Origin of the sequence: Neobacillus niacini, from assembly GCF_000759675.1 — a bacterium.
GTDB lineage: Bacteria > Bacillota > Bacilli > Bacillales > Cytobacillaceae > Neobacillus > Neobacillus niacini_A.
Genome location: NZ_BAWM01000018.1, coordinates 89,354 through 108,426 on the forward strand (window position 1 = coordinate 89,354; position 19,073 = coordinate 108,426).

Annotated in this window: 23 protein-coding genes; 3 read left to right on the forward strand and 20 right to left on the reverse strand. The window is 37.5% G+C overall.

What is annotated here, in order from left to right; genetic code table 11:
• Positions 1-756, reverse strand: a complete 756-nt coding sequence (locus TR08_RS08610) for a segregation/condensation protein A (RefSeq protein WP_045517410.1) — start codon at positions 754-756, stop codon at positions 1-3.
• 200 nt (positions 757-956) lie between these two features.
• Here TR08_RS08610 and TR08_RS30875 point away from each other — a divergent pair, with 200 nt between their 5' ends.
• Positions 957-1,049 carry a YjcZ family sporulation protein gene (locus TR08_RS30875; RefSeq protein WP_081954405.1) on the forward strand — a complete coding sequence of 31 codons (93 nt, stop codon included), beginning with the start codon at positions 957-959 and terminating at the stop codon, positions 1,047-1,049.
• Positions 1,050-1,206: 157 nt separating this feature from the next.
• A complete protein-coding gene (locus TR08_RS08615; protein WP_045517415.1) occupies positions 1,207-1,728 on the forward strand; it encodes a DUF309 domain-containing protein in 522 nt (173 codons plus the stop codon).
• 26 nt (positions 1,729-1,754) lie between these two features.
• Here TR08_RS08615 and TR08_RS08620 read toward each other — a convergent pair whose 3' ends face one another.
• From TR08_RS08620 to TR08_RS08710, 19 genes are all read right to left on the reverse strand, one after another.
• Positions 1,755-2,105 (reverse strand): GNAT family N-acetyltransferase, encoded by a 351-nt coding sequence (locus TR08_RS08620; protein ID WP_045517416.1) that lies wholly within the window; start codon positions 2,103-2,105, stop codon positions 1,755-1,757.
• 642 nt (positions 2,106-2,747) lie between these two features.
• The gene (lysA, locus tag TR08_RS08625) at positions 2,748-4,052 is read right to left on the reverse strand and encodes a diaminopimelate decarboxylase (RefSeq protein WP_045517418.1); all 1,305 of its coding nucleotides are present in this window, start codon (positions 4,050-4,052) and stop codon (positions 2,748-2,750) included.
• A gap of 166 nt (positions 4,053-4,218) precedes the next feature.
• Complete coding sequence (locus TR08_RS08630) at positions 4,219-5,712, reverse strand: spore germination protein (protein ID WP_370576290.1); 1,494 nt, start codon at positions 5,710-5,712, stop codon at positions 4,219-4,221.
• The gene (locus TR08_RS08635) at positions 5,666-6,265 is read right to left on the reverse strand and encodes a stage V sporulation protein AE (RefSeq protein WP_045517420.1); all 600 of its coding nucleotides are present in this window, start codon (positions 6,263-6,265) and stop codon (positions 5,666-5,668) included. Before TR08_RS08635 ends, TR08_RS08630 begins: the two co-directional genes overlap by 47 nt.
• Positions 6,266-6,505: 240 nt before the next feature.
• Positions 6,506-6,928 carry a stage V sporulation protein AB gene (locus TR08_RS08640; RefSeq protein WP_045517422.1) on the reverse strand — a complete coding sequence of 141 codons (423 nt, stop codon included), beginning with the start codon at positions 6,926-6,928 and terminating at the stop codon, positions 6,506-6,508.
• Positions 6,918-7,538, reverse strand: a complete 621-nt coding sequence (locus TR08_RS08645; protein WP_045517423.1) for a stage V sporulation protein AA — start codon at positions 7,536-7,538, stop codon at positions 6,918-6,920. Before TR08_RS08645 ends, TR08_RS08640 begins: the two co-directional genes overlap by 11 nt.
• Positions 7,539-7,623: 85 nt before the next feature.
• Entirely contained in the window at positions 7,624-8,382 is a 759-nt protein-coding gene (gene sigF, locus TR08_RS08650; protein WP_034677308.1) for an RNA polymerase sporulation sigma factor SigF, read from the reverse strand.
• A 12-nt stretch (positions 8,383-8,394) separates the two neighbouring features.
• Positions 8,395-8,835: an anti-sigma F factor gene (gene spoIIAB / locus TR08_RS08655; protein WP_045517424.1), complete on the reverse strand. Its 441-nt coding sequence runs from the start codon at positions 8,833-8,835 to the stop codon at positions 8,395-8,397.
• A gap of 1 nt (position 8,836) precedes the next feature.
• Positions 8,837-9,187: an anti-sigma F factor antagonist gene (gene spoIIAA / locus TR08_RS08660; RefSeq protein WP_045517427.1), complete on the reverse strand. Its 351-nt coding sequence runs from the start codon at positions 9,185-9,187 to the stop codon at positions 8,837-8,839.
• Positions 9,188-9,425: 238 nt separating this feature from the next.
• Positions 9,426-10,595, reverse strand: a complete 1,170-nt coding sequence (locus tag TR08_RS08665; protein WP_045517428.1) for a D-alanyl-D-alanine carboxypeptidase family protein — start codon at positions 10,593-10,595, stop codon at positions 9,426-9,428.
• 124 nt (positions 10,596-10,719) lie between these two features.
• Positions 10,720-12,024: a pyrimidine-nucleoside phosphorylase gene (locus tag TR08_RS08670; protein ID WP_045517430.1), complete on the reverse strand. Its 1,305-nt coding sequence runs from the start codon at positions 12,022-12,024 to the stop codon at positions 10,720-10,722.
• Positions 12,025-12,056: 32 nt separating this feature from the next.
• Positions 12,057-12,878: a purine-nucleoside phosphorylase gene (locus TR08_RS08675; RefSeq protein ID WP_045517431.1), complete on the reverse strand. Its 822-nt coding sequence runs from the start codon at positions 12,876-12,878 to the stop codon at positions 12,057-12,059.
• 11 nt (positions 12,879-12,889) lie between these two features.
• Positions 12,890-14,074 carry a phosphopentomutase gene (gene deoB / locus TR08_RS08680; protein ID WP_045517432.1) on the reverse strand — a complete coding sequence of 395 codons (1,185 nt, stop codon included), beginning with the start codon at positions 14,072-14,074 and terminating at the stop codon, positions 12,890-12,892.
• Between the two features lie 219 nt (positions 14,075-14,293).
• Positions 14,294-15,214: a site-specific tyrosine recombinase XerD gene (gene xerD, locus TR08_RS08685; RefSeq protein ID WP_045517434.1), complete on the reverse strand. Its 921-nt coding sequence runs from the start codon at positions 15,212-15,214 to the stop codon at positions 14,294-14,296.
• 6 nt (positions 15,215-15,220) lie between these two features.
• Positions 15,221-15,448: a YqzK family protein gene (locus TR08_RS08690; protein WP_045517435.1), complete on the reverse strand. Its 228-nt coding sequence runs from the start codon at positions 15,446-15,448 to the stop codon at positions 15,221-15,223.
• 133 nt (positions 15,449-15,581) lie between these two features.
• Complete coding sequence (fur, locus tag TR08_RS08695) at positions 15,582-16,049, reverse strand: ferric iron uptake transcriptional regulator (RefSeq protein WP_045517437.1); 468 nt, start codon at positions 16,047-16,049, stop codon at positions 15,582-15,584.
• A 110-nt stretch (positions 16,050-16,159) separates the two neighbouring features.
• Positions 16,160-16,804, reverse strand: coding sequence for a stage II sporulation protein M (spoIIM, locus tag TR08_RS08700; protein ID WP_045517440.1), 645 nt, complete (start codon positions 16,802-16,804; stop codon positions 16,160-16,162).
• A gap of 315 nt (positions 16,805-17,119) precedes the next feature.
• The gene (locus TR08_RS08705; protein ID WP_045517442.1) at positions 17,120-18,283 is read right to left on the reverse strand and encodes an endonuclease Q family protein; all 1,164 of its coding nucleotides are present in this window, start codon (positions 18,281-18,283) and stop codon (positions 17,120-17,122) included.
• Positions 18,280-18,834 (reverse strand): NUDIX hydrolase, encoded by a 555-nt coding sequence (locus TR08_RS08710; protein WP_045517444.1) that lies wholly within the window; start codon positions 18,832-18,834, stop codon positions 18,280-18,282. Before TR08_RS08710 ends, TR08_RS08705 begins: the two co-directional genes overlap by 4 nt.
• A 73-nt stretch (positions 18,835-18,907) precedes the next feature.
• On the opposite strand from TR08_RS08710, the gene mciZ reads away from it, so the two are divergent.
• On the forward strand, positions 18,908-19,039 hold the full coding sequence (mciZ, locus tag TR08_RS30880) for a Z-ring formation inhibitor MciZ (protein WP_081954406.1): 132 nt from the start codon (positions 18,908-18,910) through the stop codon (positions 19,037-19,039).
• Positions 19,040-19,073: the final 34 nt, after the last annotated feature.

Genomic DNA, 19,073 nt, shown 5'->3' on the forward strand with positions numbered 1-19,073 from the left:
TTACGCTCCTTCCTTTACTGCATGAACAAAGATATCACCAAAATTTTCATATTGTTCTACATCAATTTCTTTTCTTTTAATTAACTCCAAAACAGCCAAAAACGTCACCACGATATGTTCCTTGGCAGGATTAATAAATAAATCATTAAAGTTTTTCCGACCTTTTAAATTCTTTAATTCACTCATAATTTCAGACATTCTTGTTTCAATTGATATTTCCTGTCTAGCTATCTTTGTAGCCATTGGACGCTGCAGCCTTTTTCTGCGTAATAGCTTTTGAAAAGCGGCCAACATATCATAAAGGGTAACATTTAACTCTGTTTTTTCCGGTTGTTTTTCTTTCGCAAAATCTGAAAGGTCACTTGGAGGTTTTGTATACATGAGTCCTCGTTCTTCCTCAAGCGACTTTAAGTCATGTGCAGCCTCTTTATATTTCCGATACTCAATCAGCCTTTCAACCAACTCGTCTCTTGGGTCTTCTTCGTAAGTAATCTCTGAATCAAAATCATCCAATTCTTCTTCATGCTTTGGTAATAGCATTTTACTTTTGATCGCTAATAATGTTGCTGCCATCACTAAAAACTCACTGGCAATATCCAATTTAAGTTCTGACATTGTTTTTATATAGATTAAATATTGCTCGGTAATTTGGGCAACAGGAATATCGTATATATCAATTTCAAGCCGATTTATTAAATGGAGTAATAAATCCAATGGACCTTCAAACGCATCAATTTTTACATTATAGTGTGTCATCTTTCACCAGAATCCTTGAAGTAATTATCATTAAATCATGACTATTATTAGTATAGAGGATTCAAATACGTTATCCAATAGAAAAATCATTACTGTCCTTAATTATTGAAAATGTGATGTTGGCCTATAACACTGGACAAGTACCTTACATATGATGAGAGTGAAAAGAATAACAAAACGAGTATAGGAGGTTTTTGAACATGTCTGATGGTCACGGTTTTGGAGGCGGTTTTGCATTAATCGTCGTTCTATTCATTCTGTTAATAATCGTTGGTGCTTCTTGGTGGTGCTAATTAGAAAAGCGTAAGCACCGTGGAGCAATACACTCTAAGGAGCTTAAAGCAGGCCCGCCCTCCTTTTGGAGGCGGGCTTTTTTCTGTGGGATTATCCCTGATGTACTGACTGTTTTATGCTAAACTGTACATAATCATATATGTAAGGGGGGATTATGTGTATCCGGAACAGTATATTCAATTTTTAGCCCATTTTAATGGTGATCGTGATTATTTTGAATGCCACGAAATACTAGAAGAGTATTGGAAAGAATCTAGTGATATGAAAAAGGATTCTATCTGGGTAGGCTTCATCCTATTAGCGGTTTCGAGGTATCATCACCGGCGGAGGAATTTTAAGGGTGCCAAACGCACTTTGGAAAAGTCTATTGATATCATGTCCTTACGGAAAAATGAGTTAACTAAATTGGGTTTGGCTGTAAGTGTTTTATTTTCTATACTTTCAAAACTTTTAGGTGATATCGATAAAGAGGAAAGCTACCATAGCTTTAATCTTCCGATAACAGATCCCACTCTTTTTAAAGCCTGTATGAATAAATGTGAAGATAGAGGAATTACCTGGGGAAAGGATAGTAATTTAGAGGATGAATCGATCGTGCATAGACATAAATTGCGGGATAGAACAAGTGTAATTGAAGAACGATTAAAAGCACTAAAGAATAAAAAAGGCAACGAATAAAGCCTCGTTGCCTTTCAATGATAAAGTTAGCAAACATCACATTTATCTACAAATGGTGCAGTATTATCATTGGCTGTTATTTGCTTATCAGGATACATATCCTTCAAAGCTTTAACCATTCTTTTCCCCACTCCTTGATATCGATGTGAGGGATTAACAGAAATATGTTGAATCATTAATGAAGAATCATGATCGTTCATTTGAACCCCAATAAGGCCGATAATATCTTCTTCCTTCCAAAGAAACAGCTGCAAGTTTTCTTCCGTCTCATATTCCTTAATGGTTAATTGGAGTTTCTTCAAGTCCTTTTCAGTAGGCATAAAGGACAATAAGCCCATGGCTATCTTTTCAAATGTTTTCTTATAACGAATTAACATAATAGCTCCCTCATTATATTAAATAAACCCAGTTAGTGGATAGTATATTTTTACCAAATTACTTATAAATAAACAGTTTTCTCTATAATATGTAGTAAAATTCGTAAAGTGTTTCATTATTGACAATCATACATAATAAATGATTATCTATCAACATTATTATTTTGGTACAATAAAAACCCAGTAGATAATACCCCAAATAAGTGCTAGTCCTAAAAGAATACCAAAAACAGTCCAATTACTTTTCTTCATAAAAAAGCCTCCAAATACAATTTGAAGATAGCGTACATGATGTCATTCTACACTATATATTAAAAATAATCCATTTTCTAAACAAGAAGGCGGAAGCGCCTTGCCCAAGGAAAAATGCAGTTTAATTTTTCCCAGGTGCGACAGGCATAAGACAAGCCGGCGAGAAGGTTGGTATTTACCTTCTTGACGGATTGTCTGAAATGTGGAGGCGATTGCCCTGGGACGAAGGCATAAGACGAACCCTGTAAGAAGGCGCTTTTTGCCTTCTTCAGGGGGTGGCTTATGACTCGAGTCCCAAGGAGCCGCAACTAGACAAGCTTATGACCCCGAGCCCCTAGGCTGCTTGCGCTAGATTGAAAACAAATAAACTGCCGCTTGGCGGCAGCTTTTTTATTTTAAGGGAAGGTCTAACCGAAGTAGATCTTCGTACGTTTCTCTTTTAACGACAAGAGTTTCCTTACCATTCTCAACAAAAACCACTGCTGGACGTGGAATGCGATTATAATTGTTCGCCATCGAATATCCATATGCTCCAGTACAAAAAACAGCAAGAAGGTCATCATCCTCAGTCTCCGGGAGTGGTAAATCCCATATCAGCATATCACCTGATTCACAGCATTTACCAGCTATAGAAACTTTATTTGTGCTTTTCGCTAATGGTTTATTTGCTAGCACCGCTTCATACTTAGCTTGATAAAGAGCAGGTCTAATATTGTCACTCATTCCACCGTCAACAGCTAAATATTTTCTAACCCCTGGAACCTCTTTAGAAGAACCAATTTGATATAATGTTGTACCTGCATCACCTACAAGTGATCGACCAGGCTCAATCCAGATTTCTGGCATTTCCATGGAGTATTGCTGTATTAATCTCTTTACTTCTTTAATAATTTCACTAACATATTGAGAAGGCAATAGTGGTTCATCTTCACTTGTATAGCGTATTCCGAAACCGCCGCCTAGATTTAGTACCTTCGCTTCAAAATTAAGTGAATTTTTCCATTGATTCATTTTGCCAACAATTTTTTCAGCAGCCAGCAAGAAACCAGTTGTTTCAAAAATTTGCGAACCAATATGACAATGTAACCCTAAGACATCAAAATGATTAAAACGAAGCGCGGTCACTAATGCTTCTTCCGCTTGTCCATTTTGCAAATCAAATCCAAACTTAGAATCTTCCTGCCCAGTTAAGATGTAATCATGTGTATGTGCTTCAATTCCAGGAGTAACTCGAAGTAGGATGCTTATTTTTTCGTTTTTTTCAAGGCAAATTGTTTTTAAAAGTTCTAATTCATAAAAATTATCAACTACAATACAGCCAATTTTGTTTTCTAGCGCCATTTCTAGTTCTTCTCTACTTTTATTGTTTCCATGAAAATGAATTCTCTCAGATGGAAAACCAGCTGCAATGGCTGTATATAACTCTCCACCGGACACTACATCAAGAGATAAGCCTTCCTCTTCAGCAAGCTGGAGCATGGCAATCGTCGAAAACGCCTTACTTGCATACGCAACCTGTGCTTTGACATTTTGCTGTTCAAAGGTCTGTTTAAAACCCCTTGCTCTTTCTCTCATTAATGATACGTCATAAACATAGAGAGGAGTTCCAAATTGCTCGGCCAATTCTACTGCATCTACTCCGCCTATTTCCAAATTACCTTTGCCGTTTACGCCTGTTGTTCCGTAAAAATACATTTCCTTCCCTCTCTCCGTAAAGACTCTTTATTAGTGTATGGTCAAGCTTAAAAAAGGTAATAAATAATAGACAGAATCCATAAAGGATACTGCCTATTTTTTTAGCTTTTTATCCTTTTATATAATTAAAAATACTTTAGCATAACCTTTCGTAAACCGCAATAAATTATTCACCTTTAGGCGGCTGGCGGTAGCGATTCCTCGGATGCACTATACTTGGACGAAGAATGGACCCTGGCACAGCACGTCGGAAAATAATTTGTAAGAATCCCTTTGGTTCGAAAGGGAGAAATGGCCAAAAATACGGAGTATTTAAAGCACGTGTGGTTACCAAATGGATAAATAGCAAGGTAGAGCCAATTACGAAGCCTGGTGTATGGAAAATGGCTACGAGAATAACTAGGGTCATTCTGCCCATTTTGTTCGCAACACTTAACTCATAACTTGGTGTAGTAAACGAGCCAATACCAGCAATCGCAACATATAGTATTACCTCAGAAACAAACAAACCTACTTCGATAGCAATCTGACCAATCAACACTGCAGCAATTAAACCCATGGCTGTTGAAAGTGGAGTAGGCGTATGTATCGCTGCTATCTTTAAAAATTCAAGACCAAAATCTGCTAATAATATCTGTACCACTATTGGAATATTAGTTTGTTCATTTGGTCCGATAAACGAGAGCTTATCTGGCAGCAAGGACGGTTCTAACACGAACAACAACCATAATGGCAGTAAAATGATTGATGTTATAATACCCAAAAAACGTGACCAGCGCATGAAGGTCCCCATTATGGGAGCTTCCCGAAACTCCTCAGCATGTTGTACATGATGGAAATAGGTGGTTGGTGCAATGATTACACTTGGTGAGGTATCGACATATATAACCACATGCCCTTCTAAAAGATGTGCAGCTGCTACATCTGCACGTTCTGTGTATCTTACCAACGGATAAGGATTAAATCCTTGTTTTAGTATAAACTCTTCTATCGTCTTATCAGCCATCGGAATCCCATCAATTTTAATTGACTTAAGTTCTTTACGAAGAATATTGACTAAGTCTGGATCTGCAATATCATTTATGTAGCCAATCGCTATATCTGTTCTTGAACGTTCACCAACTTTAAGAATCTCAAATCGAAGTCTTTCATCTCTAATTCTTCTTCTGGTTAACGCTGTATTAATTACAATATTCTCAACAAATCCATCACGAGAACCTCTAACTACTTTTTCTGTATCTGGTTCTTGAGGTGAGCGGCCTGGGTAACTTCTGACGTCAACAGCAAAAGCTGTATCTGCTCCCTCCACTACCACAACAATTAAGCCCGATAAAACCTGAGTGACCATTTCATCAAGTGTTTTAATTGGACTAACCGATTGATTGACGAGTCGGTTTTCGACAATCTTAAAAAGATCCGCTGACAGTTTTTCATGATCATTAATACGGACTAATTCTTCTACTGTTTCAATAATAAATTGAGTATCACATAAACCCGTTATCCAGTAAAAATGCACATCTTTTCTTAGAATTTTTAATTTTCGGACACCAAAGTCAAAACTTACACCTAAACCGACTCGCTGTTTCATGTAATGTTCAATTTCTTGCAGCGACTCAGGTATCGGCCAAGCTGTTTGATTCTCTCTCGTCACGAAAACCACTCCTTTCAAGTATTAGTTCAACCGCTATTTTCGTAATCGGTGCCCCACGTTCATAGTGATCACGCCGCGCCATCTTCCCCACATCTCCGATTCCTACAATAATCGGAACATCTAATTCATCCAGGCAGTAAACGGTATCTCCATTTAATCTTCCTATCTCAAGTTCTGGTATACCATGTTTATCTACACCATAAGGAGTTAATTCTCCATCTCGATCGATACTTACATCGATTCTTGTCCACTCTGCTTGATGAGTTTTTGCAGCGACTGCAATAATTCCCAATACTTCAATATCCTTATGGGTGGCGACATATTTTAATGCTCTTTCACCTGCACCTTCACCAACAAGTCCACTGTCATCAAACATTACTAAAACTGGATCATTAGCAGCCTTTTTAATTAACTTAATAAGTTCCTCCCCTGTTAGCATAGAAGGATTCCCATGAGACTGCGTAATACAACGCCCGCCTATTTCGTGAGCGACATGCTCTATAGCTCTCTTTGCATATTCATCACCATCAGTAATTAATATAACCCGCCTTCGAATACTCATTCTTCGATGTCCTTTCTAGTTGGAAATGCGGATGGAGCCTCGAAACAAGCAAAAACCGCTTGTTCTTTCGAGGCTTATTCTGTGAAGATTCCCTAAGTGCTTATCGGCGAAAAGCAAAAGAAGAGCCGGCATGATGGTTGTTCTTTAACCTTCTTGTCGGATTGACTTTTGACCGAGGAAAAAGCTATTTCCTTTTTCCCTCGAGCCGAAGGCGACTGCAGCTAGACAGTTCTCAAAGTTTTAATGATGAACAAAATAGACCCATTGAAAAATTGACCCAACAATTTTTCCTAAAACAATCGCCATAATTAAGATGATAATTTTCCCATCAATCCCCAGCCTCTTTGCAAGGACAGGAAACACATTTAATACCTCTGTAAGTCCTGCCGCTAACATTCCAACAAAGACGCCTCCAACTAATCCAAGAGGCAGCATAAGAAATGGGGATAACCCTAATATTGGATCTCTTAGGCTCCCTGCACAACCCGTAAGCGCTCCTACTACGACAGCCCATTCATAGTGCCGAATCATTTTCATTGTTTTCGATAACTGTGTCAACCTAGGGATGATTCCAAGTACTGTTAAAAATGCTACAAAGCCTGAACCAACTGCTAATCCACCTGCAAGCCCGATAAACATAACCGCAATTACTTTAATTGTCATTTGTTTGTTTCATACTTTCCTTATTTTCGTGAATGATGACATAGTTATCTAAATCCATTTGATAATTAAACATCTCGACTTCCAGGGGACTCGGTTCTTCGTTGATCCTTTTTTGAAATACATGATTAAAAAATAAAATCATGCCCAGACCTAACCCAATTGAATAGGGAATTTGAAATATCCATGGCTTAGAATCTTCCACACCTGTAATAATCTTGTATAACTTTTCCTGAACACTCCGCATACTGACATCGTCATGAAAGTTCATAATAGCCATTGCTGAACCAAAAAATAGTAAGAACCAGATTAAGATAAAGAACGGAAACGACATTTGTTTCTTTTTTAATATCACTTCTACAATCGTTTGCGCTGGTCCAATGGTCTGGACATCTACATCCTCAAGTAAACCTGAAATCAATCTAATTACTTTCATGACATCAATGATGACAATGTTTTTGTCCTTTAAGGATATTTGATGTACTATTAGTTTTTTCAATTCAGGGATTACTGTTTCTGGAGCAATGATTTGAGCTATATCCATTAAATAAATACTTTCTTCCGGTTTTGCCAGAACACGATTCCGCATGCGGATGTAGACTGTTTTTTCCAAAACATTCACTCCCCACACATTGATTTCCTTGTATAAATAGTATGAGCAAAAAAACTTACTTTACTAAAAAAAAAGACCGCGTGGATCAGAGATCCATACGGTCTTTCATTTGTTGTAAAATCTTTTTTTCAAGTCTTGAAACTTGAACCTGAGATATTCCTAGTCTCACTGCTACTTCCGATTGAGTTTGATCCTTATAGTATCGTAAATAAACAATGAGCCGCTCCCGTTCATCTAATTCTCGGATTGCTTCTTTTAAGGCAATTTTATCGAACCATTTGCCTTCATTTCCGTCATCTATTTGATCTAATAATGTAATAGGATCTCCATCATTTTCATAAACGGTTTCATGAATCGAAGATGGCGTCCGACTTGCCTCTTGAGCGAGAATAACATCCTCTGGCGACAGCTGAAGATGCTCTGAAATTTCATTCACAGTTGGAATTCTTCCATATGTTTTCGATAATTCATCTTTCGCCTTTCTAATTCGGTTTCCCATTTCCTTTAATGAACGGCTAACCTTCACTGTTCCATCATCACGAATAAACCTTTGGATTTCACCAATAATCATTGGAACCGCATAGGTAGAAAATTTTACATCATAGGAAAGATCAAACTTATCCACTGATTTCAGCAATCCGATACATCCAATTTGGAAAAGATCATCTGGATCATATCCCCTATTTAGAAACCGCTGGACAACGGACCAAACAAGTCGCATATTTTTTTCAGCAATTAGGTCTCTTGCTGCTTGGTCTCCATCTTGGCTTTTTTTAATCAATTCCTTCACTTCATGGTCCTTTAAATACGTTTGCGCTTTATCTTTTTTGACCTCCACATCCATTGGCAAGTCTCCTTAATTGCATAGCATTTTGCTCTGTGATAAATGCTTTTTTAGTCTTACTTCGGTTCCTTTACCTGGTTGTGTGAGAACCTCAACCTCATCCATGAAATTTTCCATGATAGTGAATCCCATACCAGATCTTTCTAAATCTGGCTTCGTTGTAAATAATGGCTGTCGAGCTTCTTCCACATCTACAATTCCTAATCCGGCATCTTTGATTGAAATATCCACTAGATTATCTTCAATGGTTACCTGGATATAAACAATTCCATTCGGGTCATTTTCATAACCATGAATAATGGAGTTGGTTACTGCTTCAGATACAACTGTTTTGATTTCAGTTAGTTCATCCATTGTAGGGTCGAGCTGCGCAATAAAAGCTGCCACAGTGACACGAGCAAATGATTCATTTTGACTTAAAGCACTGAATTGAAGATTCATCTGATTCTTCATATCAGGCCACCCCCAATCTTTGCAATGCAAACTCTTCAGTCGGTTCCAGCTTGATGATCTTAAACATCCCCGACATATCGAATAATCGTTGTATTGCAGGGGAAATTGCACAAACGACCATTTCACCATGCACCTGCTTTATTTGCTTGTACCGCCCTAAAATGACTCCTAATCCAGAGCTATCCATAAAAGAAAGCTGTTCTAAATTTAGTACTATATGACGAATATCATTTTTTTCTATTGCACTAGCAGCTTGTTCTCGTAATTCGTCCGCTGTATGATGATCTAGTTCCCCGCTTAAACGCAGTAAAAGAACATCATGTTTTATTTCCATTTCAATGTTAAGACTCACTATTCCTAGCCTCCTTCATCCGGTATAGTGAGTCAATTCGTTACCGTTAGAGCAATCTCCTTCTATCAAGACAAAACTAGTTGATATTTGCTAAAAATAGTTGTAATTCGACACGAAAAGCGGAAACGCCTTCGGAACAAACACAGCTTGTTCCTGCGAAGATTATTCTAAGGAGCTTTCCTTAGTGGTCAGTGGCTTATGACCCCAAGCCCATTGGCGCTGGAGAGCTGGACATTATCTATTTTCCAGCTTTAGTAAACATTCCGAAGGAACGTTTATATAGCGTCCACCAGTTTGCTTCTTTTACATCGTTTTTCGCAACTAATTCACTTTCAAGAACTACTTTTCCATCTTTCATAAGCTTAATGGTTCCAACCTTTTCTCCTTTAGTAATAGGTGCGTTTAGGTTTTTGTTAAGGGTAACTTTTCGTTTCACATCCTCTGTTTTTTCACCTTTTTTTGTGAGTAATGAAAGAGGTTCACTTGTTACTGCCTCGACTTTCTTGTCTTTTCCCTTATTAACATGGGCGTTACCAATCACTTCGTTTCGTTTAAACATTGGGTGTGTTTGATATTGGGCGAAAGCATAATTAAGCATTTTTGTCACTTGGGCATTTCTTTCTTTTGAAGTCGGTGCTCCAAAAACGACGGCAATTACACGCATGCCATCCTTTTGCGCAGTTGCGGTTAAACAATACTTTGCTTCAGCAGTAAAGCCTGTTTTTAGTCCATCCACTCCTGGGTAAAAGCGAACTAATTTATTGGTATTAACAAGCCAGAATTTATTATCTGTATCTTCACGAAGATACGCTTCATACATTCCAGTAAACTTTGTTATGTCTTCATATATTAATAGTTCCTTGGCCATAACCGCCATATCATGTGCGGAACTATAATGACCGCTTCCTGGAAGACCTGTAGTATTTTTAAAGATCGTATTTTTTAAACCAAGTTCTTTTACTTTGTTATTCATCATGTCAACAAAGGCTTCTTCAGATCCGGCAATTTTTTCAGCCATAGCGACAGAAGCGTCATTTCCAGAACCAATCGCAATGCCTTGGAGCATTTGTTTGACTGTCATTTCTTCTCCAGCTTCAAGGAAAATTTGTGAGCCGCCCATTGATGCAGCATACTCACTTGTTCGAACTTTTTCATCCCATTTGAGTTTTCCTTGATCAATTGCTTCCATAATCAGCAGCATAGTCATAATTTTTGTCATGCTTGCTGGTGGCAGCGCTTCATTGCTATTTTTCTCATAAAGAATTTGACCTGTATCACGCTCGATTAGAATCGCTGATCTAACATTATTTGTTATATCGGTACTCGGTGTTTCTTCTGCAGATACGGATGGAATCCATAAACTTGTAAGTAACAAGGCTATTACTAGTAAAGAGATATATCGTTTCATTCGCATAACCCTCCATTCTTTATATAGATTCCATTTTTTCCAAATGCAACAACTTTATACAGTATTTTCCTGTTAATGAAATAAAAAAGTCCAGGATTTTTTCCTGGACCTTCAAATCTATGTTCTATTCTGTTATTTCTTCATGAATTAGGATTGGTGCCTCCACTTTATCAGAAGAAAGGATTATATTTTCATAAAGCTTTTCTTTTACTTCATTTACATTTTCAAAGTTACTGTAAATAGTAACTAATGATTCGCCTTTTTTCACTTGGTCGCCGATTTTCTTTCTTAGGACAAGTCCTACAGCTAAATCAATAACTGATTCTTTTGTTGCTCTACCTGCCCCTAAAATCATTGCAGCCGTACCTACCTCATCCGCAACGATTTCAGAAACATAACCATCTTCCTTCGCTTCCAGTTCAAAAGTAAATTGAGCTTGCGGCATCTTAGAAGGATCATCAACAATCGATGCATCTCCACCTTGTGAGCTCAAGAAAACCTTTAATTTTTCAAGTGCAGAGCCGTCTTGAATGACATTTTCAAGCATTGTTCGTGCTTCTGCTAATGAACTCGCCTTTTCAGCTAAGTAAACCATGTGACTGCCAAGAGTTAAACAAAGTTCAGTTAAGTCCTCGGGACCTTCACCCTTTAAGGTATCAATTGCTTCCTTTACTTCAAGCGCATTTCCGATTGCAAAACCGAGTGGCTGACTCATATCAGAAATAACCGCCATCGTCCTTCTGCCAACATTATTTCCGATACCTACCATTGCTTTCGCTAATTCTCTTGAGTCATCAATCGTCTTCATGAATGCACCAGCACCAGTTTTCACGTCTAGAACAATTGCATCAGCTCCGGCTGCAATTTTTTTACTCATGATCGAGCTGGCAATTAATGGAATACTATTTACTGTTGCAGTAACATCTCTTAACGCATATAGCTTTTTATCAGCAGGGGTTAAGTTACCGCTTTGCCCAATGACTGCAATCTTGTTTTTGTTTACCAGTTCAATAAATTCCTGGTTCTCGATTTCAACATGGAATCCTTTTACTGCTTCTAATTTGTCAATGGTTCCGCCGGTATGCCCTAAGCCGCGCCCTGACATTTTTGCAACAGGAACATCTAGTGCTGCAACAAGCGGCCCAAGTACTAGTGTTGTTGTATCCCCAACCCCGCCAGTAGAATGCTTATCTACTTTGATTCCTTCTATTTGAGATAAATCAATTTGATCGCCTGATTCAACCATCGCCATTGTTAAATCTGCTCTTTCTTTTTCTGTCATCCCTTTAAAAAAGACGGCCATGGTAAAAGCGCTAATTTGATAATCTGGAATAGAACTATTTGTATATCCATTGATAATGTACTTAATTTCTTCCGTAGTTAGTTCATGTCCATCTCTTTTTTTCTCAATTAAGTCAACCATTCTCATTTTTATCACCACTTTTATAAGATAATTTCAGATTATTTCGCTATGCTTTTAACAATTTCTTTTATATATAATAGAAAGTTGGCTTTTACTCTCTCCGTTGTTTCAATTACCTCTTCATGAGATAAAGGCTGGTCAAGAATGCCAGCAGCCATATTTGTAATACATGAAATTCCAAGAACTTTCATGCCACTGTGACTTGCAACAATTACTTCTGGCACCGTGGACATTCCAACAGCGTCGCCACCAAGAGTTCTTACCATTCTAATTTCTGCTGGAGTTTCATAGACCGGTCCTGAAAATCCAAAATAAACGCCTTCTTTTACATCAATATTTAAGCGAGAAGCAACTTCTTTCGCAGCTTTCCTTAAGTCTTTTGTATAAGCCTCCGACATATCTGGGAAACGGGGGCCAAATTTGGAATCATTCGGACCTATCAAAGGATTAGTACCTGTAAAATTAATATGATCAGTAATAATCATTAGATCTCCTGCTACGAAGCTTTCATTTACTCCCCCTGCCGCATTGGTTACGATTAACATGTCCACACCAAGTTCTTTCATTACACGAACAGGGAAGGTTACTTTATCCATGCCATAACCTTCATAAAAATGGAACCGGCCTTGCATCGCAACAACTTCTACACCCTCTAATATCCCAAAAACAAGTTGTCCTGCATGACCTTCAACAGTTGAAATAGGGAAATCAGGTATCTCGTTGTATGGTATTTTAACTGGATTTACGATTTCATCAGCTAGAACACCAAGACCCGATCCTAAAATAAGACCAATTTTTGGTGTGTTGGAGTATTTTCCTTTTAAAAAACCTGCAGCATTTTGAATTTTTTTGATATCCATTTTTATCCCCCTTAGTTTAATTCTTGTAAAAAGCTTTTTCCGAAATTTGGCATTTTCACACTAAAGTTATCTGCAACTGTTGCTCCAATGTCAGCAAATGTTTCTCGAATAGGTAGTTCTTTACCTTCTGGCATTTTCTTTGAATAGACAATTAGCGGGACATATTCACGTGTGTGATCCGTTCCAGGTGCTACTGGATCATTCCCATGGTCAGCTGTAATGATTAACAAATCGTCTTCTTGCAACTTGGCAAACACTTCCGGTAAGCGTGCGTCATATTCTTCAAGTGCGTTTCCATAGCCTTCTGGATCGCGGCGATGCCCATATAGTGCATCAAAATCAACTAAATTCAAGAAGCTAATCCCTGTGAAATCCATATTCAGTGTCTGTACTAGCTTATCCATCCCATCCATATTGGAAATCGTTCTTAGAGACTGGGTAACACCCTCACCATCATAAATATCTGAGATTTTTCCAATCGCAATTACATCTAAACCAGCATCTTTCATCTCACTCATTACCGTTCTATCAAACGGTTTTAATGCATAGTCATGACGATTAGCAGTTCTTTTAAAATTGCCTGGTTCACCCAAGAATGGACGAGCAATGACACGACCGACCATGTATTTTTCATCAAGGGTTAACTCGCGAGCGATTTTACAAATTTTGTATTGCTCTTCAATTGGAATAATTTCTTCATGTGCTGCAATTTGCAGCACTGAATCTGCAGAAGTATAGACAATCAATGCTCCAGTTTTCATATGTTCTTCGCCTAGTTCATCGAGTATTTCCGTTCCACTAGCAGGTTTATTGCCTATAATCTTTCTTCCTGTGCGTTCCTCTAATTCTGAAAGAAGCTCATCGGGGAATCCATCTGGGAATACACGAAAAGGTGTTTGTATATTTAAACCCATTATTTCCCAGTGACCTGTCATGGTGTCCTTACCATTCGATGCTTCCATCATCTTTGTATAGTATGCCATTGGTTTTACTGCTTTTTCGATCCCCTTAATTTCACGGATATTACTTAAACCTAACTTTCCCATGTTCGGCATGTTTAGACCGTTCATTCTTTCAGCAATATGTCCAAGCGTATCTGCACCTTTATCACCAAACTTTTCTGCATCAGGTGATTCGCCAATTCCTACAGAGTCCATTACGATTAAAAATATACGTTTATATGTATTTACTGCCATTCTTGTCTTCCTCCTTTTTCTCCAATAATGACTACTTTGCTCATTTAATACAAATAGATTGCCCTTATTAAAATAGGATTATTAACACTTTTAAAAATATAACGTCAGAAGTCTGACCTCTATATTTTACTAAACATTAATAAAATTACAAGAAAAAAACTGCCAATTATTATGGCAGCTTTTCGACACTTTTGTAATTTTTATGTAACTAGTATCCTATTAAGCTCTTGGATGAAATTTACTATAGACATCCTTTAACCTTGTCTTCGTTACTTGGGTATAAATTTGGGTTGTAGAGATATCAGCATGTCCAAGCATTTCTTGGACTGCTTTTAGGTCGGCACCATTTTCCAAAAGATGTGTCGCAAACGAATGCCGAAGAGTGTTTGGTGTTAACTCATTGTCAATTCCAGCTTCTGTAGCAAGCTTTTTTAAGATCTTCCAAAATCCTTGACGTGTTAATCTTTTTCCTTGATGGTTTAAAAATAATGCATTGTCAGAGTGATTTTTCTGTAGAAAATTCACAGGATTATTTTTAGAAACAAAAATTATTCTACCTTTTTCTATGTAATGTTTTAGTGCCTCAATTGCTGTTGTTCCGATTGGAATGATTCGTTCTTTATTACTATTACCACTGACGTTAACAAATCCCATTGTTAAATTGACATGCTCCACATCAATTTGAATAAGCTCACTGACACGAATACCAGTAGCATAAAGAAGCTCTAACATTGCTTTGTCCCTCAAACCAAAATGCCCTTGTCCATTGGGTAAATCTAAAAGTTTTTCTACTTCCTCCAAGCTTAAAACTTTCGGAATTGACCTTTCTGACTTAGGAGGTTCAATAAGTACAGATGGGTCCTGATTCGATGCCTGATCCCGCAACAAAAATTGATGGAATGCGCGAATAGAAGCAACGTGCCTTGCCAATGTTTTTGCAGATTTTCCTTGTTCCTTTAAAAAGGACAGGAATTGGACAACGTGAACCCGCTGTACTTGATTTAATGTCTCAATTGCTTCAACGTTTTTTAAGTAGCGTAGATAGGTTTTTAAATCTCGTTCATACGACAGCAGCGTATTCTTTGCCATCCTCTTTTCTACGAGTAAAAACTGCATAAAATTTTTTAAATGATCATCCATTGAATACTACTCCCCATTTAAGTAAAACAAAATCAGCCGATCCAGCCACACAGGATTCTCATCTTTATTTAATGTCGAAACCTTTAAAGCAGAGCCTTCTGGTGAATCATAGCGATGATAATTTTGGTACTCCTCATTTACCCACATAATACCATAATAAAAGAGGATCGTGCATCCAGTGAATATGATAAAAACCTTTAAGGTTTGTAGTACTACTTTTATAAACGAGAACATTTACCTTCCCCCAAACAGTTAGCCTAGTAAAAGATATGCCAATTTGTCCAACTTTTATACCTAGCGTAACGGTTTTAGAGGAATTAATTTTGATAGAATAAAAAAAGCCCTTTTTCTTAAAAAGGACTCTTGGCTACAATTCTGCGTTTTCCTCAGCTTTTCCTTTATCCTTGCAGCGATAGCAGATGCCATGGAATGTAAGGCGATGGTCTTTTATCTTAAAATTCCACCTACGCTCGACTACAGCTTCCACATCTTCAAGAAGATCTTCTTGGATTTCATCCACTGCCCCGCATTCAATACAAACAAGATGATGATGAAAATGTGCTGCCCCTTCTTGGCGAAGGTCATAACGTGAAACTCCATCACCAAAGTTAATTTTATCAACAATTTTCAATTCAGTTAGTAATTCAAGTGTACGATATACAGTTGCCAATCCGATTTCAGGCGACTTTTCCTTAACTAGGAGGTATACATCTTCTGCACTTAAATGATCCTCTTCATGCTCTAACAATACCCGAACGGTTGCTTCACGCTGAGGTGTTAGCTTATAGCTTGATGAATGCAAATGCTTTTTAATTCTTTCAATTCTAGTTTCCATCCCGTAGTCCCTCCCTCGCCGCTGCTATTCTCATTATAACAGATGAGAAAGAGGTGTCAAAATAAAATTATTATAAACAAGTGATTATATTTAATATTATATAATAATTGTTATAAATCAAGTGATCCCATCATCGATTTCATTAGCCATGGTGATACGTAAGCCTCTACTCCTGAAGCAGCAGAAATAAGAACTACTGCAACTATGAAGATGAGAATATAGTTCTTAAAAAATGGTAAAATCGGTTGTCCATATGTTTTAAAGAATTGTTTTTTTATCATTCTCAATGAGAATATAACGGATAAAGCAGCCATCAAAATGAAAACGGGAATGATAATCAAATTTTGTGGCAGAATGGACACAAATGCAAGCAAAAATCCTTTCAATCCCAATTGACTAACTAAGAAACCAACCGTAAAACCTACAACCAAACCTTTAATAAATAATAGAATGAGGATCACTGGCAGTCCAATGATCGAAATGCCTAAAATCCAAATCAGCCCAATAAACTTGCTGTTATGAAGAAAACTTTGTGCAAATAAATCATTATTCTCTGCTACTTTACCATTTAGTATTTGACCAAAGAATTGTGATAAATAATAAAATAAATCTTCTTTTTGGGTGATACTCATACTATTCACGACAATAGCCCCAAAGATGACACCCATTAAAAATAAAATTACAATAAATAAAAAAATTGAGGAATGCTCACGGAAATAACTGGCGGCATCGTTCTGGTACAATCGTTTCTTCAACTGCAGTCCCTCCTATTTCTCCTAATCAGTTATTACATTTTATGCCTTTCTAGTATTTCTATGACCATAAATTAATAGATTTTAATTTTTGAGGGAGAGCGGTGGATTAGTTGGGCATCGCTAATATTTTTACTTTTTCCTGATATATTTCATTTTTTCCTGATATATATAATTTTTTGCTGATATATTTATTTTTTCACTGATATATTTTAATTTTCGCTGATATATTATTTTTCAGTAAAAATTCTGTTCAGAAAGACATAAAATAACCCGGCAGTTTGTGGATCTGCCAGGTTTTCAATGAAATAAATGATATTAATCAGCTATTTTTCCGTACTTTCCGCCGCCGCCGGCTGCCAAAGTAACTTTTCCTTCTCTTGCTTTCATAATCATATCAGCAATCTTAGGTGGAACCACTTCGTTCAATGCCTGTAAAGGAACTTCATGCAAAATGGCCATTTCTGATCCAAAATGATTGACCAGCTTTTCGAGTAACTTTGGTCCCAATCCCGGTATAAATTCTAGCGGGACTTGATGGACATAGGGAGGACGTCCTTCTGGACTCTGATCAGCAGTCTTCAATTCAAGAATTCGATCGGCTACACCTCTAATAATCTTTTTGTTACTACACTGACTACAAATTTGGTCTTCATCACTAGCTGGTTGCAAGCATTCGGCACAGACGGTTTTGTGATATTTCCCCAGGAGCGGATCTAACCCATAATTCGCTAGGATACGTCGTCCGTCTTCCTTTCTCAAAGCCATACCCAATTCTTTAAATGATGGTTCCATCATGGATATAACCTGATATTCACGGGCAATTTTCGCTAACGAGTGCGCATCTGAATTGGTCACAAAGGTATAGTTGTGTAATTCCTTTATCTGATCCGCCATCCTTGTATCCGAACTTAACCCAAGCTCAATCCCATCGATCAAATCAGGGTCGAATACTTCTGTTAACGATTTATTGACACCTTTACCGTAAAGGCTTTTAAAAGGTGTAAAAACATGAGCAGGAATAAATAATCCGCCAATTTCTTTTACTTTTCTTTGCAATTCGAGACCTGACACATAAATCCGCTGAGAACTCAATTGAACATTTTTCAAATGACCCGACAGCCAAATAGAGAACTCTCTCATGATGACGATAGTTGGAAAATAACAAAGTACATGTATCGGTCCATTGCATTGTTCATCATAGATTTCTAACTCTGAACCGGGGATTACGGTTAGATCACCGAATGCTAAGCCTCCATCTGGATGTTCAATAATGTCTCCACTCGTAACTAGGCTTTCCATTTCTATGATTACTTCTGGTGAGTGGCTATCAATAATTCCAATCATATTCAGGCCTTTTTCATGCCTAGCATGCTCAATGATGTTGGTAAACGTTAATGTTTTGGCACCTGTTATTTTTACAGGCTTACCCGTCCAGGTTCTCCCGATATGAATATGTAAATCTACATAATAGCGTTTCACTTATTTTCTAATGCCTCTTGCAGCTGCAGATATTGGACAGCATAGACGGTTTTGGCATCATAAATTTTTTGTTCCTTTATATATTGAAACGCTTCATCAAGTGTTAATTCCTCTATGTTTACAAACTCATCTTCATCTAGTGCCGCGGCATTTTCTTTCTTTGTTAATCCTTTGGCTACAAATAGATGAACGATTTCATCTGCAAATCCAGGTGATGTATAGAACGAGATGAGCAGCTCCAAACTTTCACATTCATATCCTGTCTCTTCCTCTAACTCTCGTCGTGCACAAAGAGCTGGCTCTTCGTCCTTTTCTAACTTTCCTGCTGGTATCTCAACGATCGTCCGCTCAAGAGCTTTACGAAATTGCTCTACCATAACAATTTTTTTATCATCGGTGATCGCCAAAATAGCAACTGCACCTGGATGTTTAACAATCTCCCTTTTTGACTGTTTTCCATTTGGAAGTTCAACATCCTGAAGGTGGAGACTAATGACTTTTCCTGAAAAAATTTCTTCGCTATGTATTGTTTTTTCCTGAAGATTATTCATCTATGTCAACTCCTGTTCTAATTCGCTATATGCTGCTCATACATTTTACCATACATTATTTGGAGGGGTATGGATGAAGGTATACGTGCATGATAAAGGAATTATTCTTGTTGGTAAGGGATGGGAGATTATCCAAAAGCTAAAAGAATACAATAAGGATTATTCCACAGTTGCCGAATGGGTAGAAAAAGTCGCTCCAAAATAACCTTTTTCGTTTGTAGTCTTCCCCAGACTCTCGT